Source organism: Mycobacteriales bacterium, assembly GCA_040902655.1.
Lineage (GTDB): Bacteria > Actinomycetota > Actinomycetes > Mycobacteriales > SCTD01 > SCTD01.
On the sequence record JBBDWV010000052.1, the window covers coordinates 125,474 to 147,435 of the forward strand.

The following is a 21,962-nucleotide window of genomic DNA, read 5'->3' on the forward strand; positions in this document are numbered from 1 at the left end:
GGACCCATCAGCCGTCGAGTGGCTCGATCCAGGCCAGGTAGACCGGGCGGCCTCGACCCACCTCGGCCTGCTCGATGAGGAAGCGGCACGACACCTCGGAGCCGTTCCGGTGCAGCACCGGCAGCTCGAGGTCGATCCCGAGGATGTGCGACTCCCCGGTGCTCAGGTGCCGGCTGAAGCCGGCGACGTGGGCTTCGCGGAGCCGGGGTGGGACCAGCGCGACGAGCCGCCTGCCGACGAGGTCCTGGGGTGACCAGCCGGCTGTACGGGCCAGCGACTCGCTGATCGCGATGATCCGGTTGGCGTCGTCGGCGGCGACCACCCCCCGTGGGGAGCCGGTGACCTGCGAGGCGTCCCAGTCCGGAGGTTCCGGGTCGGCGCGGTCGTGCACCAGGTCGGTGAACCGCGGCTGTGCCGTGCCCGGCCACGGGGTCACCGAGGCCCCCCCGAGCTGGGCCACGATCTGATCGAGGGCCCAGTTCCGGACCGCGACGATTTCGGGCAGGCCCGGGCGGGCCAGGAGCAGGCCGGCCACCGCCAGCCGCTCGCCGAGGTCCAGGGCCTCCTGCATCGCGCTGTAGGCGGTCGAGCAGCCGACCGGCAGGGACATCCGCAGGTCGACCGGCGGCAGGACCTCTGGCAGCGGACCGGTGCGGCCGTCCGGCAGCGACCGACCGGCGGTGCCGGTGCTGTGCTCGCGGTGGGCGAGCAGCTCGTTCCAGATCGTGTGACGGGCCTGGTCCACCAACGCCATGTCCAGCCGGGGCGAGGCAGCGTCGTCGTGCTCGGCCAGGTAGAGGATCAGCTCGCGGAGCAGCGTCTGGTGGTGCTCTCGCGCGGCCGTCCACAGCGCCGTCGGCATCCCCCTCAGCTCGACCTCCTGCACGGCTGGAGCCTGCCCGGTGGCCGAGGCCGGTTCGGGGATCCAGACTCCTTCGAGGTCCCAAGCGATCAGCAGGTCCTGCTCCGACGTCTCGTCTGCCGGCTCATCGTCGCCGACGGTGAACCAGACGACCTTGCCGGCCGGCCCCGGCCGCACGCCGCAGTTCCGGGTGAGGGCGCTCACCAGCTCGAGCCCCCGGCCGGTCGTGGCCTCGGCCTGGTGCGTGCGGCGTTGGACCGGCAGCGTCGGGCTGCCGTCCTGCACCTCGACCTCGACCTCGTCCTCGCGCAGCCGCACCCGGACCGTCAGCTCGGTGTGCGCGTGCAGCACGCCGTTGGTCACGATCTCGGAGAGCGCCAGCTCGGCGGCATCGACCCAGCGCTCATGGTCGGCGGCAGTGAGCAGGTCACGGACGAACTGCCGCGCGAGCCGCACGCTCTGTGCCACGGAAGGCAGCCGCAGCTCCTGCGCAGGCTGCAACGCGCCCGGCTCGGGCTCGCTGCTCACTCTTGCTCCGTCACGTCCGAATCGTCCTACCCACGACAGCCGGGGCTATTCCTCCGGCAGGTTGGCGAGCCGCAACTCGCCCTTGGCCACCAGCCGATCCTGCTCGTCCCGGACGTCCACCGTCCAGAGCTGCTGGGTCCGGCCGCGGTGGATGGGCGTCGCGATGGCCGTCAGCCGCCCCTCGCGTACCGCCCGGAGGAAGTTGGTGTGGTTGCTCGTCCCCACCACCTTGCCGCGGTCGCCGAACCAGACCGCCCCCGCCACGCTCCCCACCGTCTCGACCACGGAGCACAGGACACCGCCGTGCAGCAGGCCGTACGGCTGGAGCAGCTCGGGGCGGACCTCGAGGGAGGCGACGACCTCGTCGCCGCTGACCGCCGTGATCTCCAGCCCGAGCAGCGTGTTGAACCCGGCGTGCACGTCGTCCGTCATGGCCGGACCCTACGAGGACGCCGCGACGCGGCGCAGCCGGTGTGCCCGTCGGCCGGGGCGGGCACGTCTGTGGCATGTCTCCCGACGCTCAGCAGACCCCCGTACAGCACGCCCGCACCGACGGTGCCGCCGCTCCTGTCCAGCCGGCGCAGGACCCGGCCGCTCCCGTCGCGCCGGTCCCCGCGCCGGGTCACGCCGACAGCAGCGCCGGACCGGGTGTCCGGACGGCGCAGGGTGCAAGCCCCAGGGACGGCGTCCATGCCGGCGAGAAGAGCGAGGGCAGCGACTCCTCGATCAGCAGCCCCGGCGCATGGACCGCCCTGGCCGCACCCGGCAAGCCGGACGGTGAGGTCGATACCCGACCCTGAGCCGCCGTGGAGCCTTCCTAGAAGATGAGGATGAGCAGCAGGACGATGATGATCAGCGTGACGACGCCTCCACCGATGTACATGTGATCTCCTTCGTCAGGGCGCGCCGCGCGCGCCGGTGAGTCGGGACATGCCCTGTGCACCCCGCGGTACCCACCGTCGTCGCCTCTTCGTGGAGCGGGCGCAGCCGTAGACTCGCTTCCATGACCGTCGCGGACCGCTCCGTCGACGCCGTCAGCGCACCGGGGACGGCGACCGGTGAGGCCGCCCGTCGGCGCACGTTCGCGGTCATCAGCCACCCTGACGCCGGCAAGTCGACGCTGACCGAGGCGCTCGCCCTGCACGCCCGGGTGATCCAGGAGGCGGGCGCGATCCACGGCAAGGCCGGCCGCAAGAGCACGGTGTCCGACTGGATGGACATGGAGAAGGCCCGCGGCATCTCGATCAGCTCGGCGGCGCTGCAGTTCTCCTACGGCGACGCGGTGATCAACCTGCTGGACACCCCCGGTCACGCGGACTTCTCCGAGGACACCTACCGGGTGCTGGCCGCCGTCGACTGCGCGGTGATGCTGCTCGATGCGGCGAAGGGGCTCGAGCCGCAGACGATGAAGCTCTTCGACGTCTGCAAGCACCGGGGCATCCCGATCATCACCGTGGTGAACAAGTGGGACCGGCCGGGGCTCGAGGCGCTCCAGCTGATGGACGAGATCCGCGACCGCACCGGTCTCGAGCCCACGCCGCTGACCTGGCCGGTCGGCATCGCCGGGGACTTCAAGGGCGTCCTGGAGCGTGCCAGCGGCGACTTTCTCCGCTTCACCCGCACAGCCGGCGGCGCCACCATCGCCCCGGAGGAGCGGCTGCCGGCCGCTGTGGCCCAGGAGCAGGAGCCGGTGGACTGGCACACCGCTGTCGAGGAGAGCGAGCTGCTCACCGAGATGGGGCAGGTGCACGAGCAGTCGACCTTCCTCGACGGCGTCACCACGCCGGTGCTGTTCGGCTCGGCCGTCCTCAACTTCGGCGTCCACCAGCTGCTCGACACGCTGCTCGAGCTCGCGCCGCCGCCCGGCCCGCGACCGGACGTGGCGGGACAGCCGCGCCCGCTGGACAAGCCGTTCAGCGCCTTCGTCTTCAAGATCCAGGCCGGCATGGACAGCGCCCACCGGGACCGGCTGGCGTACGTCCGGGTGTGCTCGGGCGTCTTCGAGCGGGGGACCGTCGTCACCCACGCCGCGACCGGCAAGCCGTTCGCCACGAAGTACGCCCAGCAGGTGTTCGGGCGGGACCGCGAGACCGTCGACGAGGCCTTCCCGGGCGACGTCGTCGGCCTGGTGAACGCCAGCGCGCTGCGGGTCGGTGACAGCCTCTACGTCGAGGAGCCGGTGGTCTTCCCGCCGATCCCGAGCTTCGCGCCGGAGCACTTCGTCGTCGCCCGGGCCGTCGACTCCGGTCGCTACAAGCAGTTCCGGCGGGGCATCGAGCAGCTCGAGCAGGAGGGGACGGTGCAGGTGCTGCGCTCGGACCTGCGCGGCGACCAGGCGCCGGTGCTCGCCGCGGTCGGGCCCATGCAGTTCGAGGTGGCGGAGCACCGGATGGCCGGCGAGTTCTCCGCGCCCGTACGCCTGGACCGACTCGAATACTCGATCGCGCGCCGCACCGACCGCACGTGGGCCAAGGTGCTGGACCGCGAGAGCGGTGTGGAGGTGCTCGAGCGCAGCAGCGACGGTCAGCTGCTGGCGCTGTTCGCCGGCAACTGGCGGCTGCAACGCGTCCTGGGGGACCACCCCGAGGTCGTGCTCGAACCGCTCGTCGCGGCCAGCTCGTGAGCGGGGCCACGGTCGCCGTCACGGGGCTCGCCGTCGCTGCCCGCCGCGCCACCGCCGTGCAGGCGCTGCGGCGCCTGCTGGTGGTCACGGCCGCCGTGGCCCTGCTGGGGCACGGCGGCGTGCAGCTCACACCCCGGCTCATGGCCGCCGGGGCCGGCTCCGGCGCGGCCGTGGGAGGTACAACGACGCACGCCCCTGCCCCCGCCCGGTCCGTCGCGGAACGCCCCGCCCTCGCCGGGTCGCGGCCGGGCGAGCGGGCCGTTGCCCTGCGGCTGTCCAGGGTGCTGGCCGTGCCGGCTGGGAGCACCCAGAGCGTGGCCGGCCCCGGCTCCTCGCCGCTCGTGGCCCCGCTCCTGCCGGCTGGGCCGGGAGCGCGTCCGCCGACGTCTCCGGCCGTCCGGTCGGTGCTGCGGGGTGCAAGCGGTCGTGCGCCGCCGGTAGCGGCAGGCACCTGAGCGTCCTGCCCGTTCCACCCCCTTTTCCGGAGATCCCTGTGACACGACCGCCCGTCCTGCGCGCGCTGCTCGCGCTGCTCATCCTCGGCGTGACGGGCTTCTTCGCCGTCACCAAGGACCCCCGCCTCGGCCTGGACCTGCGCGGTGGGACCCAGATCGTGCTCGAGACCAAGGACTCGCCGACCACCGAGGCGGACGCCGAGGCGACCGACCGGACGCTCGAGGTCCTGCGCCGCCGGGTCGACGCCCTCGGCGTCGCGGAGCCGACGCTTGCCCGGTCCGGCACCAACCGCATCATCGTCGAGCTGCCCGGCGTCCAGAACGCCGCAGAGGCGGCCGACGCCATCGGGCAGACCGCCCAGCTCACCTTCCACCCGGTCCTCGGCCCCGGCGACCCGGCCAACGTCGTCGGCCTGCAGCCGGAGGAGCTGGAGCCGGAGGACGAGGCGCCGGAGTTCACGCCGGCCAGCCCGACAGCAGAGGCCACCGCCGGCGCCAGCGCCGCGCCGTCGGCCACCAGCAACGGCCGGGCACTGCCGCCGGCCCTCACCACGCAGACCCAGGCCAGCCCGGCACCCACCGCGTCGGCCTCGCCGGCACCGGCCGAGCCGCAGACCGACCCGCAGGAGCTGGACACCAGCCAGCAGAACAGCATCCTGGACGAGAGCGGGCAGCCGATTCTCATCGGCCCGGCCGCCCTCACCGGTGACGACGTCGGCGATGCCGCCGCCGGGACCGACCCGACGACCGGCACCCAGCGCTTCGTCTCGGTCGACTTCCAGGGCGAGGGTGGCCGCAAGTGGGAGGCGCTCACCGGCGCCGCCGCGTGCAACCAGCCGCTCGACCCGAAGCGCCGGGTCGCGATCGTGCTGGACGGCCAGGCCATCTCCTCGCCGCAGGTCGCCCCGGACGTGCAGTGCAACATCGGCATCCAGGGCGGCTCGACCCAGATCACCGGCAACTTCACCCGGGACGAGGCCCAGCAGCTGGCCGTCCTCATCAAGGGCGGCGCGCTGCCCGTGCGGGTCGAGATCATCTCCCGCAGCACGGTCGGGCCGTCGCTGGGCCAGGAGGCGATCGACGCCAGCGTGAAGGCCGGCATCATCGGCCTGTCCATGACCGCGATCTTCCTGATGGTGGTCTACCGGGTGGTGGGCCTGCTCGCGGCGGTCGCGCTGGCGTCGTACGGCCTGATCTCCTACGGCGTACTGGTCGCGATCGGGGCGACGCTGACGCTGCCCGGGCTCGGTGGTCTGCTGCTGTCCGCAGGTCTGGCCATCGACGCCAACGTGCTGGTCTTCGAACGCACCCGTGAGGAGTTCGCCGCCTCCCGGCACAAGCGGCTGCTGCCGTCACTGGACAACGGCTTCTCCAAGGCCTTCACGGCGATCGCCGACTCCAACATCACCACCCTCATCGCGGCGGCGCTGCTGTTCCTGTTCGCGGCCGGTCCGGTGCGCGGCTTCGGTGTCACGCTGACCATCGGTGTACTCGCCTCGATCGTGTCGGCGCTGCTCGTGACGCGGGTGCTCACCGAGTTCGCCGTGAAGCGCGGTCTGGTGCACAAGCGGCCGCGCATCAGCGGCCTGGCCACGCTCGGCCGCTTCCGCGAGTACCTCGAGCGGCGCAAGCCCGACCTCATGCAGTTCCGCCGGCGCTGGCTGATGATCTCGGCACTGGCACTGCTGCTGGCGATCAGCGGCATGTTCCTGCGCGGTTTCAACTTCGGTGTCGAGTTCACCGGCGGCCGGGTCGTGGAGTTCGCCACGTCGCAGCCGGTCTCCGTCGGCGACGCGCGCAGCGCCGTGGAGGAGGCCGGCTTCCCGACGGCGGTCGTGCAGCAGAGCAACGGCGAGAACATCTCCGTCCGCACGGCCAACATCGACGACGACGAGGTCGAGCGGATCCGGGCCTCACTGGCCGAGGTGGGCGGCGACGCGAGCATCAACGCCGACGACCTCATCGGCCCGACGCTCGGCAGCGAGCTCCGCAAGAAGGCGATCATCGCCCTGGTCATCGCCCTGGTGATGCAGCTGGGCTACCTGGCGATCCGCTTCCGGTGGACCTTCGCCTCGGCGGCGGTGCTCGCGATGTTCCACGACGTGCTGATCGTGCTCGGCATCTTCGCCTGGCTCGGCAAGCCGATCGACGGCATCTTCCTGGCCGCGGCGCTGACCATCATCGGTGTGTCGGTGAACGACTCGATCGTCACGATGGACCGCATCCGCGAGACCTGGGCGAACAACCGCACCCGGCCCCTGGCGGGCGTCGTGAACACCGCCGTCCTGTCCACCGCGCCCCGCACCGTCAACACCGGCCTGGGCGCGATGTTCATCCTCGGTGCGCTCACCTTCCTCGGCGGCCGGTCGCTGACCGACTTCGCCCTGGCGCTGCTGATCGGCTTGATCGTCGGCACCTACTCGTCGGCCTTCACCGCCGCGCCGCTGCTGCTCCTGCTCGAGCAGAGGAACAGCGCGCCGCCGCCGATGCCCAAGCGCAGGACGGGCAGCGCCTCGTCCCGGCCGCGGCCGGCCAAGCGGCCCGCGCCCCGGCCGATGGGCGTCAGACGAGAGGGCGGGGTCGTCTAAGCCGTACCGACGAGGAGGACGAGGAGGGCGAGGTGGACGACAACGCCAACCTCGTCCTTCTCGTGTCGTGCGTCCTGCTGCTGGTCAGCGTCGTCGCGGTACGTCTGTCGCACCGCACCGGGCTGCCGGTCCTGCTCGTCTACCTGGGGATCGGGCTGCTGGTGGGGGAGGCCGGGCTCGGGATCGAGTTCTCCGACTACGGCCTGACGGCCGACCTGGGCCTGATCGCGCTGGCGATCATCCTCGCCGAGGGTGGGTTGACGACCCGCTGGCGGGTGATGCGGCCGGTGCTGCCCCACGCTCTGGCGCTGGCCGTGGTGGGGGTGGCCGTCTCCGTCGGCGTCGTGGCGACAGGCGCGCACCTCCTGCTGGGCCTGGACTGGCGGACGGCGATCATCCTGGGGGCGGTCATCGGCTCCACGGACGCCTCGGCGGTCTTCTCGGTGCTGCGCCGGCTGCCGCTGAACAAGCGGGTCGGCGCCACGCTCGAGGCGGAGTCGGGGCTCAACGACGCGCCGGTCGCCGTGCTGGTCGTGCTGGCCTCCTCCGACGCGTGGCAGTCGACGACGCTGCTGGGCGGCGCGGCGGAGGTCGTCTTCCAGCTCGTCGTCGGTGCAGCCGTGGGGCTGCTCGTCGGCTGGCTGGGGCGCGAGCTGCTCAGCCGGGTCGCCCTGCCGGCAGCCGGCCTCTACCCGCTGGCCGCGGTCGCGATCGTGCTGCTCGCCTACTCGGCCGGGACGCAGCTGCACGCCAGCGGCTTCATGGCCGCCTACCTGTCGGGGCTGGTCCTCGGCAGCAGCCAGCTCCCGCACCGCCGGGCCGTCTTCGGCTTCGCCGGGTCCCTCGCGCTCATGGCCGAGGCCGGCTTGTACGTGCTGCTGGGGCTGCTCGCCTCCCCCGATCGACTACCGGACGCCGTCGGGCCGGCGCTGCTGGTCGCGGCCGTGGCCGTGCTCCTGGCGCGGCCGGTGGCCGTGCTGCTGTCGCTGGTGCCGTTCCGGGTGCCGTGGCGCGAGCAGGTCTTCGTGTCCTGGGCGGGCCTGCGTGGGGCGGTCCCCATCGTGCTCACCACCATCCCGGTGACCCAGGACGTGCCGGGGGCCGAGGACGTGCTGGACGTCGTGTTCGTGCTCGTCGTTCTGCTCACGCTGGCGCAGGCGCCGACGCTGCCCGTCGTCGGGCGCTGGCTGCGTCTGATCGAGCCGCTGCACGCCCGTGACCTCGAGGTCGAGTCCGCCCCGCTGGAGCAGCTGAACGCCGACCTGCTCCAGCTGCAGATCGGGCCGGGTTCGCGACTGCACGGCGTCTACGTGGAGGAGCTGCGGCTACCGCGGGACGCGCACGTGACGTTGATCGTGCGGGACGGCAAGAGCCTGGTGCCCGACGCCTATACGCACTTCGTGCGCGGTGACGCAGTACTCGTCGTGACGCCCAGCGCCGTGCGGGCGGAGACAGAAGCCCGGCTCCGCGCGGTCACCCGGGGAGGCAAGCTGGCCCGCTGGAACGGCGAGACCGGCCGCTGAGGGAACGCCGCTGGGGGAACGCGGCGCTGAGGGAACGCGGCGCTGAGGGAACGCGGCGCTGAGGGAACGCCGCCGCCTGTCCGCCGGTTGGACGGGGCAGACCCTGCGACCGTCTGGAGCCCGCCCGTGTGGAGCCTGCGCAAGACCCCCGAGATGCCGACCGCCGAGACCGCGCTGCCCGGGAGCCCGACGCCGGTCGCCGTCCCGGCCCGGCACGAGGTGCTGGGCACGGCGATGACCGGCCCGTGGCCGGCCGGCGCCGAGGTGCTTTACCTCGCCATGGGCTGCTTCTGGGGGGCCGAGCGCATCTTCTGGCAGATTCCCGGGGTGCTGAGCACCGCTGCCGGCTACACGGGCGGCCACACGCCCAACCCCACGTACGAACAGACCTGCACCGGACGCACCGGCCACACCGAGGCGGTCCAGGTCGTCTACGACCCCAGGAAGGTGGACGTCGAGACGCTGCTGAAGGCGTTCTGGGAGAACCACGACCCGACCCAGCGGGGCGGCCAGGGCAACGACCACGGCACGCAGTACCGCACGGCGCTCTATCCGACGACCGACGAGCAGCTGATCGCGGTCCGGGTCTCGGTCGAGCGCTACCAGGCCGCGCTCACCGTCGCCGGTCACGGCGCCATCACGACCGAGGTCCGGCCGTTCGCCGAGGCCGGCCCCTGGTACTACGCCGAGGCCTACCACCAGCAGTACCTGCACAAGAACCCCGGCGGCTACTGCAACCACGGCTTCTGCCAGGTGGCGTACGACCGGCAGGGCTCCACCGGCGTGCAGGCCTGACGCCGCATCCCCGCTGCTGATCCACGCACCCGCTGGTGATCCACGCACCCCGCTGGTGATCCACGCACCCCGCTGGTGATCCACGCACTGGTGATCCACGCGAAGTTCGAGGTGGATCCGACGCGCCCATCCACCTCAAACTCCCCGTGGATCAGCCGGGTACCCCGTGGATCAGCTGGGTCCCCCGTGAATGAGCTGGGTACCCGTGATCGCACCGGCTGGCTGAGCGACCGGCACGGGCTCGACGTGCGTCGGGCCCCGGTGCACACTTCCGGCATGACCAACCCGTACTCCGTGCCGATGGAGGACCTCGACGCCGTCCACGTCCCGGGTGCCGAGCTAATCGAGGAGCGGCAGCTGGCCGATCTGCGCTGGGCGGCCGGCGTGGCGCTGGTGCATCCGTTCGGTGACGGCGCGACGCCCGACGCCGTCGGGGAGTAGCGCCCGGTCCCGGGGCCGCCCCCGCGAGATGGCACCCTGATCAGGTGCCGCTGACCCGGAACGCCGTGCTCGTCGGCGGCGTCGCGGTGTGGGTGCTTGTGGTGCTCTGGCTGGATACCGGCGCCTCGCTCGCGCAGCAGCGGCTGCTCGGGCTCGGCACCTGGTTGCTGCTCCTGCGCGCGTTGCGGGGGGAGGACCGGGCGACGCGGGTGCAGGTCGCCGTGGTCGTCGTCTACGCCACGATCATCGAGTACGTCTTCGCCGACTGGCTCGGCGTGTACGTCTACCGGCTCGAGAACGTCCCGGCCTTCGTGCCGCCCGGTCACGGGCTCATCTACCTGGCGGCCTTCGCGCTCGGGCGCAGCGCATGGGCACACCGCAACGCCCGGCCGTTCGTCGTCACGACGCTGGTGCTCGGGGGCTGCTGGGCGCTGTGGGGCGTGACGCTCTCGAACCGCCCGGACGTGCTCGGCGCCTTCTGGTTCGGCTGCCTGCTGCTGTTCGCGTGGAAGGGCAAGAGCCCGCTGCTGTACGCCGCGGCCTTCCTCATCGTCAGCTACCTGGAGATCGTCGGCACGTCACTGGGGAGCTGGGCGTGGCAGCCGCAGGACTTCACCGGGCTCATCTCCATCGGCAACCCCCCGAGCGGCATCGCCGGCGGCTACGCCTTCTTCGACGCGGCCGCGCTGTACCTCACGCCGCGGGCGCTGGCGGCCTACGACCGCCGGCGGCGGGCCCGTCAGAACCAGGAGACCTCGGTGTCCAGCGAGGTCGTGTCCAAGGTCTCCAGCAACGCGAACTGAGCCGCTGTGCGCGGCAGCTCCCAGCGGAAGAAGTACCGGCCGGCCTGTCGCTTGCCCTCGTAGAAGTCGCCGGTCCTGCCGTCGGCCGCCAGCAGCTGCTCGAGCCAGATCCAGGCGAGCACCACGTGACCGACCGCTTCGAGGTAGAGGCTGGCATTGGCGAGCGAGACCTCCAGGTCGCCGGCGCTCCAAATCGCTGTCGTGGTCTTGCCGATGCGTTCACACGACTCGCGCAGCTGTGCGCCGAGATCGGCCAGCTCGCCGCCCGCCGAGGTCGCCCGGTCGATCGTCGCGGCGACAGTCCTGCTGAGCAGCTGCAGTCCCGCCCCGTCCTGCATCACCATCTTGCGGCCGAGCAGGTCCAGGCCCTGGACGCCGTGGGTGCCCTCGTGGATGGGGTTCAGGCGGTTGTCCCGGTAGAACTGCTCGACCGGGTACTCGCGGGTGTAGCCGTAGCCGCCGTGCACCTGGATGGCCAGGCTGTTGGCCTCCAGGCACCACTGCGACGGCCAGCTCTTGGCGATGGGGGTCAGCACGTCGAGCAGCAGCAGGGCGTCGGTGCGGTCCTGCCCGCTGTCCCCGGTGGCGTGCTCGTCGAGCAGCCGGCCGCAGTAGAAGTTCAGCGCCAGAGCGCCTTCCACGTACGACTTCTGCGCCAGCAGCATCCGCTTCACGTCGGCGTGCGCGATGATCGGGACCTGCGGGCCGGCGGGGTCCTTGGCGCTGACCGGGCGGCCCTGCAGGCGGCCCTTCGCGTAGTCCAGCGCGTGCAGGTAGCCGGTGTAGCCGAGGGCGGTGGCGCCGAGGCCGACGCCGACGCGCGCCTCGTTCATCATGCGGAACATGTACTTCAGTCCCTGGTGGGGCTCACCGACCAGGAAGCCGACCGCGCCGGGGCGGCCGCCCGGCGTGTGCCTGCCCTCGCCGAAGTTGAGCAGCGTGTTGACCGTGCCGCGGAAGCCCATCTTGTGGTTCAGGCCGGCCAGGACGACGTCGTTGCGCTCGCCCGTCTCGACGAGGACCTTCGGCACGACGAACAGGCTGATGCCTTTCACCCCGGCCGGTCCGCCGGGGATCTTCGCGAGCACCAGATGGACGATGTTCTCGGTCAGTTCGTGGTCGCCGGCACTGATCCACATCTTGTTGCCGAACAGCCGGTAGCTGCCGTCGTCCTGCGGCTCCGCCCGGGTCGTGACGTCGGACAGCGACGACCCGGCCTGCGGCTCGGACAGGCACATCGTCCCGAAGTAGCGGCCCTCGACCATCGGTCTCACGTAGGTGTCGACCTGCTCCGGCGAGCCGTGGGCCAGCAGCAGGTTGGCGTTGGCGATGGTCAGGAACGGGTAGGCGCTCGTCCCGACGTTGGCCGCCTGGAACCACGCGAAGACCGCGTTGCCCATGACCGTCGGCAGCTGCAGCCCGCCGAGGTCCTCGTCCAGCGTGCCACCGAGCAGGCCGGCCTCGGCGAAGACCCTCAGCGCCTCGGCAATCTCGGGGATGAGGGTGACCCGCTCGCCGTCGAACGTCGGCTCGTGGGTGTCGCTGGCCCGGTTGTGCGGCGCGAAGTGCTCGGTGGCGACCCGCTCCGCCAGAGCCAGGACGTCGTCGAAGGTCTCCCTCGAGTGCTCCGCGTGCCGCGGTCGGCTCGTGAGGCTCAGCACGTCCAGCCACTCGTAGAGCAGGAAGTCGAGGTCGCGGCGGTTCAGCAGCAGGCTCGGCATGACGCCGAGCCTAGGGTGTGCCCGCGCAGCGAGACGCCGTCCTCGCTGGGCACCGGCTGGTCCTGCGAGCGGGCCGGTTGGTCCTGCGAGCGGATCGGCTGGTCCTGCGAGCGGGCCCGGATGTGGTGGTGCCGGAGGGGGGCGGCGTCAGTGATACGTCCTATTTCGGCGTGGCGAGCCCCACTCGGGGCGCCGGGTCCCTACCTTCGTCCCATGGCGCGAGGACGACACCGACGGCGGTCCGGGCTGCTCTCACGATTGCTGCCGCGCCGGCGACGGCCCAGCCGCCGTGAGGCCGAGTTCGCGCGACTTCGGTCCGTTGCGGACGCGGCCGCCGCCAGCGCGGACGCCGCGCTGGCCCGGGCCGTGACGGCCAGCGAGGCCGCGCAGAGCGCGGAGCTGCGGGCCGCCCGCGCCGAGCTGGCGCTGGCCTCGGCCCGGGACGAGGTGGTCGCCCTGCGGGCCGACCTCGCCGCGCTGCGTGAGGAGCTGGTGTGGGCCTTCGCGGCCGGTCGGGCCGACGCCGTCGCCGTCGCGGCGACCGCTACCCCCGACACCCGCGCGGCGACCGCTACCCCCGCTACCCGCGCGGCGACCGTCGTCGACCTGCGCGAGCAGGCCGCCAGCACCGCCTGACCTGCGCGAGCTCCCTCCGCCGCTGTCCTGGAGGTTGCTGGTCGGACCGATGCGGCGAGGCACCAAGATCATCGGAACATCCACAGGGCCAGGGTGCTGTGGATGTTCCGAAGATCTTGCTCCGAGTGCGGCGACAGGGGTCCGAGCGCCCCCTGCGGACTCAGCCGGCCAGTGCGGCGAGCACGTCGTCGTGCAGCGGCCCGTTGCTGCAGACGACGCTCCCGCCGTCCGGCCGGGCGATCCCCGACAGGTCGGTGAAGCGGCCGCCGGCCTCCTCGACCAGCACCTGCAACGGTGCCAGGTCCCACAGCGAGACCTCCGGCTCGAAGGAGGCGTCGACGGCGCCCTCGGCGACCATCACGTGCGACCAGAAGTCGCCGTACGCCCGGGTCCGCCACGCGGCGCGCGACAGCTGCAGCAGGCCGGGCAGCCGCCCCTGCTGCTCCCAGCCGGTCAGTGAGGAGTACGACAGGGAGGCGTCGGCGAGCGCGCTGACGGCGCTGACCCGCAGCGGCCGGGCCTGCGCCAGTGACCCGCCGGCGAAGGCGCCCAGGCCGCGGGCGGCCCACCAGCGCCGGCCGAGGGCCGGTGCGCTGACCACCCCGGCGGTGACCACACCGTCCTCCTGCAGGGCGATCAGCGACGCCCACACCGGGACACCCCGGACGAAGTTCTTGGTGCCGTCGATCGGGTCGACCACCCATCGCCGCGGCCCGGTGCCCGTCTCGCCGTCCTCCTCGCCGAGCACCGCGTCACCGGGCCGGCTGGCGGCCAGCCGCGCGCGCAGCACCTGCTCGACGGCGACGTCGGCGTCGCTGACCGGTGTCAGATCCGGCTTGGACCGTACGGCCAGGTCGAGCGCGCCGAAGCGCGCGACGGTGATGGCGTCGGCGGCATCGGCCAGCTCGTGGGCCAGCGCCAGGTCGGCGGCGAGGCTGCTCATGAGCGGGGGGACGGCGACCGGCCACGGCTCATGCGGGGCCCAGCACCAGCGAGCCGTTGTGACCGCCGAAGCCGAAGGAGTTGCTGATCGTGGGCCCGGGCTGCCAGGCCCGCGGCTCGAGCACGACGTCGAGCTCGAGCTCCGGGTCGACGGTGGTGGTGCCCATCGTGGGCGGCAGTTCGCGGTGCACGAACGACAACAGCACGCTGGCCGCCTCGAGCGCCCCCGCGGCACCCAGACCGTGGCCGGTGACGCCCTTGATGCTCGACACCGGGACGGCGCCCGCGCCGAAGACGGTGCGGACGGCCGCGGCCTCTGCGGCGTCGTTCAGCGGCGTGGAGGTGCCGTGGGCGTTGACGGCGCGGATGTCGCCGGGCTGGAGCTCGGCGTCCTCGAGTGCCAGGCGCATGCAGGCCGCGGCCCCGGCCCCGCCGGGGGAGGGGGCGGTGATGTGGTGGGCGTCGCAGGTGGAGGCGGCGCCCAGCACCTCGCCGTAGACCCGGGCGCCCCGGGCGAGCGCTGCCGCACGCTCCTCGAGCACGAGAACGGCGGCGCCCTCGGCGATGCAGAAGCCGTCCCGGCCGGTGTCGAACGGCCGGGACAAACCGGTCCTGGACAGCGCGGTCATGACGGTGAAGGCCGCCACCGTCGTCGGTGTCATGGAGGATTCCGCGCCACCCGCGAGCACCACGTCGCACCGGCCGTCGGCCACCATCCGGGCGCCCGCCGCGACAGAGTGGGTGCCCGCGGCACACGCCGTCGTGAGCGTCTCCGACGGCCCCTGGAAGCCGTACCGCAGGGACACCGCGGCGGCGCCGGCGTTGGGCATGACCATCGGGATGGTGAAGGGCGAGACGCGGCCGGGCCCGCGTGCGGCCAGCACCCCGACCTGCGTCTCGAGCGTGCCGACCCCGCCGATGCCGGTGCCCAGCTGCACCCCGACCCGCGGGGCGGGGACGTCCGGCACACCGCCGCAGTCGTCGAGGGCGAGCTGCGCCGCGACCACCGCGAGCTGGGTGAAGCGGTCGAGGTGCCGGGCCTGCTTGGCGGACAGCCACGGTGCCGGGTCGAAGTCCTCGACCGTCCGCTCCCGACGGTCGGCGGGCGGCGTCGCCAGCCCCTTCCAGAACGCCTCGAGGCCGGTGCCGCCGGGGGAGAGGACGCCGAGACCGGTGACGACCACGCGCCGCGGCGCGGGTGTGGCCCGCATCAGGCCTGTCGTTTCGTACCGAGTCGGCGCACCAGTTCGTCGACCATGCCGTAGGTCCGGACGTACTCCCAGGCGTCCTCGGGCAGCGAGATGCCGAAGGCGTCCTCGATCGTCATGCCCCACTCGATGGCGCCGAGGCTGTCGACGCCCAGGTCGTCGGTGAGCACCGCGTCGGGCCGCAACTCCGCCGGCGGGACCGAGAGCTGCTCGGCCGACAGCGTCAGCAGCCGGGCCGACACGTCGTCGGGCGTGCTCACGAGGCCTGCACGATCGCCTTCACGACAGCAGAGCCTAGATGCGGACCCGCCCGGATCGCCCGCCGGACCGCTGCGGGGGCCTGCTCGGCTACGTTGCGCCTCCATGGAGCGCTCCGAGGTGTTGCAGGTCCTGCGGGACAAGGCGGTCGAGCTGCTCGAGGTCGAGGCCGACCAGGTGCAGGAGGACAAATCCTTCGTCGAGGACCTGCAGGTCGACTCGCTGTCCCTGGTGGAGTTCACGATGGAACTCGAGGACACCCTCGGGATAGAACTGCCCGAGGAGGAGTTGAGCGGGCTGAGGACGATCGGGGCCTTCGTCGACCTCATCGCGGCCAGGACCAGCTCCGGCTCACCCGCCGACCCGACCCGCTGACCCGACCCGACCCGCTGACCCGACCGGACCCGCCGACCCGACGCTGCCGGCTGCCTGCTCGTTCGGCGCGTGGGTCGGCCGGAACCTAGGCTTGCCCGGGTGACCACCGTGACCCCCGTCCGGGCGGTGGAGCTGGCCCGCTCCCTCGCCGACTCGCTGCTGCGCCCCCAGGCCGAGCAGGTCGATCGCACCGTCGTCCCGCGTTCGCACCTCGATGCCTGGGGCAGCGCCGGCCTGCTCGGCCTGGCCGGACCCCCGGCGTACGGCGGCGGCGGCGCGCCGGCGCAGGTGGGGCGCGAGGTGACCGAGCTGCTGGCCGGCGCGTGCGGCGCGACCTGGTTCGTCGCCACCCAGCACGCCATGCCGCTCGGCACCGTCGCGGCGTCCACGAACGACGCGCTGAAGCAGCGGCTGCTGCGCGGGCTGTGCACCGGCCGGCTGCTGTCCGGGGTGGCGGTGGCGCACCTGCGCCGGCCCGGACCGGCGGCCGTCACCGCGACCCGCACCGACGGCGGCTGGCGCTTCGACGGCCACGTCGGGTGGATGACCAGCTGGGGGATCTGCGACGTCTTCCTGCTCGCCGGCGTCTCGGCCGACGGCGAGGCGGTCCTGGCCATGGTGCCCGCGTGCGAGGGTGCCGGCCTCACCGCCTCGGCGCCGATGCAGCTCGCCGCGATGTCGGCCACCGGCACGGTCACCCTCGAGCTGTCCGGCTTCCCGGTGGCCGATGCCGACGTCGCGACCGTGCTGCCGGCCGTGGACTGGCTGGCGGTGGATGCCGCCAAGACCGCCAACGCGAGCCCGCACACCTTCGGCCTGCAGCGCGAGGCGGTGCGGCGGCTGGCCGGGACGGCCTCGCGCCGCGACGACGGCACCGCCGCGGCGCTGGCGCAGCAGCTGGGGCGTGAGGGCGAGCGGCTGCGCCGGGTGGCGTACACGCTGATCGACGACGTCCCGGTACAGGAGCGGATCGAGGACCGGCTGGGCGTACGCGCCGTCTCGCTCGAGCTCGCCGTCCGCACCACGACCGCGCTGGTCGCGGCGACCGGCGGCTCGGCCATGGCGCTGGACGCCGCTCCGCAGCGGCTGATGCGTGAGGCCGTCTTCCAGCTGGTGCAGGCGCAGACCGCGCCGATCCGCGAGGCGACGCTGCAGCTGCTCCGGGAGCTCGGAGCGTGACGCCGGACCTGGTCGGGCAGCTGATCGCGGTCGGCCGCAAGGCCGTCTCCGCCGGACTGGTCATCGGCTCCGGCGGGAACCTGTCGGCCCGCGTCCCGGGCGCCGACGAGTGCCTGATCACCTGCTCGGGCAGCGCGCTGGACGAGCTGACGCCGGAGCAGTTCTCACTGGTGGGGATCGCCGACGGCCGGGTGCGCGACGGCCACCCCGTGCCCAGCAGCGAGGTGCCGCTGCACCTCGCGACCTACCGGGTCCGCCCGGACGCCAACGCGCTGGTCCACCTGCACCCGCAGATCTCGGTGCTGCTGGACGCCCTCGGCCATCCGGTCCGGCTGCTCACGATCGACCACGCCTACTACGTGCGCGAGGTCCGGTCGACGCCCTTTCTCCAGAGCGGCACACCGGAGCTGGCCGAGGCGGGGGCGCAGGCCGTGGCCGACGGCTGCAACTGCGTGATCCTGGGCCACCACGGCTGCTCCGTCGTCGCTGACACCGTCGAGCTGGCGTGGAAGCGGGCCAGCAACCTCGAGGAGGCGGCCCGTGCGACGCTGACGATGCTTCAGCTCGGCGACACCACGACGGCCTGCCCGCCCTCCTACCTCGAGACGATCCGGGCCGGCGAAGCCGCCGCCCGGGCGGGTCACTGACGTGCAACTGGTCGCCGGGCTCGACGTCGGCGGCTCCTCCGTCAAGGCGTGGGTCGCCGACCTCGAGGGCGGGGTGCACGCCGAGGCGGTGCGCACCCTCCCGTCCGTCCGGCCGGCGCCGTACCGCGTCGAGTTCGAGCCGGCGGTCTGGGAGGAGGCCTGCCGGGGCGCGCTCGGCGCCACCGTCGCGGCCGCGCCGGCCGGCGACTGGCTCGGCGTGACGGTCTCGACGCTGCGCCAGGGTTTCGTGCTGCTGGACCGGGCCGGCGAGGTGCTCGGCAACGGCGTGCTCAACAGCGACCGGCGCGGCGGCCCGTACGCCGGCGTGCTCACCGGGACGCACGAGCTGACCGGCCACTGGCCGGCGCCCGAGCTGACCCTGCCCAAGCTGCTCGCGGTCCGCGAGCAGGAGCCCGGCCGCTGGGCCGCGACGACCCGGGTGCTGTTCCTGCACGACTGGCTGGTCGCCCGGATGACCGGCGTCCACGCGACCGAGATCTCGTACGCCTGCGCGGGAGCGATGGCCGACGTCCCGGCGCGCACCTGGGCACTCGACCTGCTGGAGGACACCGGCATCGGGGCGTCGCTGCTGGCCCCCGTGGTCGAGTCCGGCACGGTCGTCGGCGAGCTGCGCGCGGGGTGGGGGCTGCCGGCGACGCTGCCGGTCGTCGCGGGCTGCGGCGACACGCAGCTGGCCGCGATGGGCGTCGGCGGCCTCGGTGACGGCGTGCTCACCGTCGTCGCGGGCTCGTCCACGCCCGTGCAGGCCGCGACGGCCGCTCCCGTCCGCGACCCGCTCGGCCGGCCGTGGGTGTCGACGCACGCCGCGCCCGACCTGTGGGCGGTGGAGGGCAATGCCGGTTATCCCGGGACGTTCTCCGGCTGGTGGGCGGCGCTCGCTCCCGGCGACGGCCCCCGCCGGGGGCACGGCTTGACGGCGGTCACTGCCGCGCCCTACTGGTCGCAGGAGACGTGGGAGCACAAGCCGCCGGTGTCGCTGCTGGGACTGCGGCCGGACACCAGCGCCGGCGACGTGCAGGCCGCACTGCTGGAGGCGCACGCCTTCGCGGTGCGGGGCAACGTGGAGGACCTCGAGCGGGCGCTCGGCGGGCCGGCCGCTGCGGTGGTGGTCTGCGGTGGCGCGGCGGCCGACGGACGCCTCCCGACCCTGCTCGCCGAGGTGCTCGGACGCGACGTGCACCACGCGCGGGGCGCGTCGGGTGCCGCCGCCGCCGGTGCCCTGCTGGTCGCTCGGGCGGTCGGGGCGCACACGCACCCGCCGGCCCTGCCGGAGTCGGTGTGCGCTGCCGGGGACAGCTCGTCGTGGGACGAGCAGTACGACCGGTGGTGCGCCACGCATGCCGCGCTGCGAGCCGCCCTTCCGGACGGCGGCTCATGAGGGCGCTGGTGACCGCCGAGCTGATGGACGAGGGTGCGCAGCGGCTGACGGCCCTTGGTTACGACGTCGTGCGGGCCGGCTGGGGGACGACCCGGCAGGCGCTCGACCGGGACGCCTACGTGGCGGCGGCCGTGGGCACACAGCTGCTCGTCACCGAGATCGAGGCGGTCGACGAGTACGTGCTGGAGGCGCTGCCGGCGGTCCGGCTCGTGGCGACCGCCCGCGGCGGTCCGGTCAACGTCGACCTGGCCGCGTGCGCCGCGCGCGGCATCCCGGTGGTGTTCACGCCGGCGCGCAACGCCGACTCGGTGGCGGACTTCGTCCTCGGTCTGCTGCTGTCGCTCAGCCGCCGGATCAGCGCCGCCGAGCAGCACCTGCGCAGCGAGGGCTGGCACGTCGGCGGCGAGCTGCCGTACCTGCACTTCCGGGGCCGGGAGCTGGCCGGACTGGTGCTGGGGCTGGTGGGCCACGGTGCCGTCGGGCAGCGCGTGGCGCAGCGCGCCCGAGACGGCTTCGGCATGCGCGTGCTGTTCACCGATCCGGTCGTCCGGGGCTCGATTCCGCTCGACGACCTGCTGCGCGCCTGCGACATCGTGTCGCTGCACTGCCCGCGCTCCCCGCAGACCGAGCGGCTGTTGGACGCGCGCAGGATCGGCCTGCTGCGACCGGGTGCGCTGCTGGTGAACACGGCGGGCGGCGGCATCGTGGACGAACAAGCCCTGGTCGCGGCACTCGAGCAGGGTCGCCTGGGCGGCGCGGCGCTGGACGTCTTCGCGAGCGAGCCGCTGCCGCGTGACTCCCCGCTGCTGACTGCGCCGAACCTGCTGCTGACGCCGCATCTGGCCGGAGCCGCCCTGGACGTCGTGCGCCACCACACGGACATGATCTGCGGCGATGTGGAGCGCTGGCACCGCGGCGAACCGCTGGTGCACCGGGCGGTCTAGGCTGCCCGGCGGGGCCGGAGACCAGCGCAGACGCGCAGGAGGATCACAGATGCAGCCGTTCGTCCTCAACGCGCGTGGGCGGGTCGTCTTTCCCTCGAACTTCCTCCCGCAGCTGGACTTCTCCGTGATCCAGGACGAGGAGCAGCTGAGCCGGGTGATCCGGCGGGACTTCGAGAGCAAGGCGCCCACCGGCACCGACATCCTGGAACGCATCCAGCGCGGGCGGTACGCCGACCGGCACGCACTGATGCGCGACATGGCGCTGAACCTGTTCTGGGCCTACCGCTACGCGCTCACGATGTACGACAAGCGGCCGACCCGCTGGCGTGACGTGCCGCGGCACCGCGACGACGTCTATCTGCCGACGTTCCGGGCCTGGCAGGACGGCGACGCCAAGGTCGCCGCCGTGGAGCAGGCCTACGCCGCGCTCCCGCCGGCGTGGGACGCCGACGCCGAGGACCGCATCTTCACCCTGCTGTTCGGGGTCTTCCGGCACCGCCGCCACCACGCCACGGAGATGCCCGCCGGCAAGCCGACGGTCGCGGAGGCGCTCGCGGACCCGAGGAACCAGACCTGGCGGCTGCCGACGTACGACCCCGACCACCCCAGGTTCGGGCTGCAGGCGATCATCGACTGCGGCGAGGAGGTCGCCGAGCTGGAGGCGTTGCACCGGTGGGCGATGGTGCTGCACGACGACCAGCCCTGGGATCTCTCGCAGACCGAGCTGGTCGAGGTCGGGGCGCTGCGCGACGACGACGTCGTGGTGCTCTTCCACCCACGGGACCGCGAGGTGGCCCGCTTCCTCCAGACGGCTCGCCGCGCCGAGCGGGTGACCCCGGTGCCTCGCAGTGCGCCGGAGGCCAGGCCGCCGGTGCGCCCCTACCCGGCACTCGAGGTGCGGGCGCGCTTCGCCGTCCAGCCGCGGCTGGAGTCGCTGGCCGTCGTCAAGGGCGAGCAGGTCTGCACCAACGACGACCTCATCCGCAACAGCGCCTACTCCTGGTCGCCGATGACCGCCGACGACATCCGGGACAAGACGGGGATCGAGCAGCGGCTCTACACCTCCCGGTCGCTCGAGGAGATCTCGCTCGAGGCCTCGCGCCAGGCCCTCGTCCACGCCGGCCGGGCTCCCGAGGAGATCGGGGCGGTGCTGTTCTGCACGTGCACCAGCACCCGGCTGATCCCGTCCGTCGCCACCTGGATCTCCGGCGAGCTCGGGATGCAGCAGACGCATGCGTCCTGTGACGTGATCGCGGCGTGCGCCGGCTTCCCCTACGGCCTGTCCGAGGCGACCCGGCTGTTGCAGGAGGTCGAGCGCCCGGTCCTGGTGGTCTGCGCGGAGAAGTTCTCCGACAAGATCGGCACTGTGCGACCCTCGCGCATGATCTTCGGGGACGGCGCGGCGGCCTTCGTGGTCGGCCCGGCGCCGGAGGGCGAGGACGGCGACGTCGACTACCTCAACACCTACGCCAGCGGGCCGGCGAGCGAGGTGAACTCGATCCTGTGGCCCAACCCCGTTTTCGACAACAGCCTCACGGTGCAAGGACCGGAGGTGAAGTCACTGGCCGGTCGTTACCTGGCGCAGATGATGGACGAGCTGCGCGCGCTGCCCCATCCGGACGGGCCCGCGGGCTCGCTGCTGGACAGCATCGACCTCGTCGTGCCGCACCAGGCGAACAAGACGATGATCGGCAAGCTCGCCGACAACGCGGGACTGGCCGCCGACCGGCTGTACTTCAACATCGCCGACGTCGGCAACGTGTCGGCTGCCAGCATTCCGCTGGCGATCTACGACGCCGTGCGTGAGGGGGTCATCGACCGCCCCCTGCGGATCTTCGCACCCGGCTTCGGCGCCGGAGCCGTCGGCGGCTACGCCGTTCTGCGCATCGACCCGCGGATCGTCGCCCTCGGCCGCACCAGCGCGGCCGAGCACCGCGCTGTCGGTGCGGGGGTCGAGGACGGCTCGGCGACGACGACCGGCCTGGAGGACGTCCGGATCGCTTTCGGGGACTGACCGACAAAGGGCTACCAGGAG

The 21,962-nt window shown here is 73.1% G+C and carries 21 protein-coding genes; 15 read left to right on the forward strand and 6 right to left on the reverse strand.

The features are described 5' to 3' along the window. Nucleotides 1–7: 7 nt before the first annotated feature. Nucleotides 8–1,390: an ATP-binding protein gene (locus tag WD794_15115; GenBank protein MEX2291641.1), complete on the reverse strand. Its 1,383-nt coding sequence runs from the start codon at nucleotides 1,388–1,390 to the stop codon at nucleotides 8–10. A 45-nt stretch (nucleotides 1,391–1,435) separates the two neighbouring features. Next, nucleotides 1,436–1,822, reverse strand: coding sequence for a PaaI family thioesterase (locus WD794_15120; protein MEX2291642.1), 387 nt, complete (start codon nucleotides 1,820–1,822; stop codon nucleotides 1,436–1,438). A 74-nt stretch (nucleotides 1,823–1,896) separates the two neighbouring features. On the opposite strand from WD794_15120, the gene WD794_15125 reads away from it, so the two are divergent. The 8 genes from WD794_15125 to WD794_15160 all read left to right on the forward strand — a co-directional run bounded on the left by WD794_15125 (nucleotide 1,897) and on the right by WD794_15160 (nucleotide 10,618). After that, a complete protein-coding gene (locus tag WD794_15125) occupies nucleotides 1,897–2,190 on the forward strand; it encodes a hypothetical protein (protein MEX2291643.1) in 294 nt (97 codons plus the stop codon). Between the two features lie 203 nt (nucleotides 2,191–2,393). After that, nucleotides 2,394–4,013 (forward strand): peptide chain release factor 3, encoded by a 1,620-nt coding sequence (locus WD794_15130; GenBank protein MEX2291644.1) that lies wholly within the window; start codon nucleotides 2,394–2,396, stop codon nucleotides 4,011–4,013. Next, the gene (locus tag WD794_15135) at nucleotides 4,010–4,468 is read left to right on the forward strand and encodes a hypothetical protein (protein ID MEX2291645.1); all 459 of its coding nucleotides are present in this window, start codon (nucleotides 4,010–4,012) and stop codon (nucleotides 4,466–4,468) included. The genes WD794_15130 and WD794_15135 overlap by 4 nt, the downstream gene beginning before the upstream one ends. A 38-nt stretch (nucleotides 4,469–4,506) precedes the next feature. Next, nucleotides 4,507–7,056 (forward strand): protein translocase subunit SecD, encoded by a 2,550-nt coding sequence (gene secD, locus WD794_15140; protein MEX2291646.1) that lies wholly within the window; start codon nucleotides 4,507–4,509, stop codon nucleotides 7,054–7,056. Nucleotides 7,057–7,088: 32 nt separating this feature from the next. Continuing rightward, nucleotides 7,089–8,579: a potassium/proton antiporter gene (locus WD794_15145; GenBank protein MEX2291647.1), complete on the forward strand. Its 1,491-nt coding sequence runs from the start codon at nucleotides 7,089–7,091 to the stop codon at nucleotides 8,577–8,579. A gap of 153 nt (nucleotides 8,580–8,732) precedes the next feature. Next, the gene (gene msrA / locus WD794_15150; GenBank protein MEX2291648.1) at nucleotides 8,733–9,374 is read left to right on the forward strand and encodes a peptide-methionine (S)-S-oxide reductase MsrA; all 642 of its coding nucleotides are present in this window, start codon (nucleotides 8,733–8,735) and stop codon (nucleotides 9,372–9,374) included. Between the two features lie 186 nt (nucleotides 9,375–9,560). Next, entirely contained in the window at nucleotides 9,561–9,815 is a 255-nt protein-coding gene (locus tag WD794_15155) for a hypothetical protein (protein ID MEX2291649.1), read from the forward strand. A 44-nt stretch (nucleotides 9,816–9,859) separates the two neighbouring features. After that, complete coding sequence (locus WD794_15160; GenBank protein ID MEX2291650.1) at nucleotides 9,860–10,618, forward strand: hypothetical protein; 759 nt, start codon at nucleotides 9,860–9,862, stop codon at nucleotides 10,616–10,618. Here the strand turns inward: WD794_15160 and WD794_15165 are convergent. Continuing rightward, entirely contained in the window at nucleotides 10,555–12,339 is a 1,785-nt protein-coding gene (locus tag WD794_15165; protein ID MEX2291651.1) for an acyl-CoA dehydrogenase, read from the reverse strand. The two genes, WD794_15160 and WD794_15165, sit on opposite strands and share 64 nt — an antisense overlap. Before the next feature lie 213 nt (nucleotides 12,340–12,552). Between WD794_15165 and WD794_15170 the strand changes: the two genes are divergently transcribed. Further along, nucleotides 12,553–12,975 (forward strand): hypothetical protein, encoded by a 423-nt coding sequence (locus WD794_15170; GenBank protein ID MEX2291652.1) that lies wholly within the window; start codon nucleotides 12,553–12,555, stop codon nucleotides 12,973–12,975. Between the two features lie 160 nt (nucleotides 12,976–13,135). Here WD794_15170 and WD794_15175 read toward each other — a convergent pair whose 3' ends face one another. The 3 genes from WD794_15175 to WD794_15185 are packed head-to-tail and all read right to left on the reverse strand — an operon-like array spanning nucleotide 13,136 to nucleotide 15,385. Continuing rightward, nucleotides 13,136–13,918, reverse strand: a complete 783-nt coding sequence (locus WD794_15175) for an inositol monophosphatase family protein (GenBank protein MEX2291653.1) — start codon at nucleotides 13,916–13,918, stop codon at nucleotides 13,136–13,138. A gap of 28 nt (nucleotides 13,919–13,946) precedes the next feature. Further along, the gene (locus tag WD794_15180) at nucleotides 13,947–15,128 is read right to left on the reverse strand and encodes a beta-ketoacyl-ACP synthase II (protein ID MEX2291654.1); all 1,182 of its coding nucleotides are present in this window, start codon (nucleotides 15,126–15,128) and stop codon (nucleotides 13,947–13,949) included. Next, the gene (locus WD794_15185; protein MEX2291655.1) at nucleotides 15,128–15,385 is read right to left on the reverse strand and encodes a phosphopantetheine-binding protein; all 258 of its coding nucleotides are present in this window, start codon (nucleotides 15,383–15,385) and stop codon (nucleotides 15,128–15,130) included. Before WD794_15185 ends, WD794_15180 begins: the two co-directional genes overlap by 1 nt. Nucleotides 15,386–15,488: 103 nt before the next feature. Here WD794_15185 and WD794_15190 point away from each other — a divergent pair, with 103 nt between their 5' ends. The 6 genes from WD794_15190 (at nucleotide 15,489) to WD794_15215 (ending at nucleotide 21,941) form a co-directional block, all read left to right on the forward strand. Continuing rightward, a complete protein-coding gene (locus WD794_15190; protein ID MEX2291656.1) occupies nucleotides 15,489–15,758 on the forward strand; it encodes an acyl carrier protein in 270 nt (89 codons plus the stop codon). Nucleotides 15,759–15,857: 99 nt separating this feature from the next. Next, nucleotides 15,858–16,937: an acyl-CoA dehydrogenase family protein gene (locus WD794_15195; protein MEX2291657.1), complete on the forward strand. Its 1,080-nt coding sequence runs from the start codon at nucleotides 15,858–15,860 to the stop codon at nucleotides 16,935–16,937. Further along, complete coding sequence (locus WD794_15200; protein ID MEX2291658.1) at nucleotides 16,934–17,584, forward strand: class II aldolase/adducin family protein; 651 nt, start codon at nucleotides 16,934–16,936, stop codon at nucleotides 17,582–17,584. The genes WD794_15195 and WD794_15200 overlap by 4 nt, the downstream gene beginning before the upstream one ends. A 1-nt stretch (nucleotide 17,585) precedes the next feature. Continuing rightward, nucleotides 17,586–18,983, forward strand: coding sequence for an FGGY-family carbohydrate kinase (locus WD794_15205; GenBank protein MEX2291659.1), 1,398 nt, complete (start codon nucleotides 17,586–17,588; stop codon nucleotides 18,981–18,983). Continuing rightward, nucleotides 18,980–19,927 carry an NAD(P)-dependent oxidoreductase gene (locus tag WD794_15210; protein MEX2291660.1) on the forward strand — a complete coding sequence of 316 codons (948 nt, stop codon included), beginning with the start codon at nucleotides 18,980–18,982 and terminating at the stop codon, nucleotides 19,925–19,927. The genes WD794_15205 and WD794_15210 overlap by 4 nt, the downstream gene beginning before the upstream one ends. Nucleotides 19,928–19,976: 49 nt before the next feature. Beyond that, nucleotides 19,977–21,941 (forward strand): 3-oxoacyl-[acyl-carrier-protein] synthase III C-terminal domain-containing protein, encoded by a 1,965-nt coding sequence (locus tag WD794_15215; protein ID MEX2291661.1) that lies wholly within the window; start codon nucleotides 19,977–19,979, stop codon nucleotides 21,939–21,941. The last annotated feature ends 21 nt before the right edge of the window (nucleotides 21,942–21,962 follow it).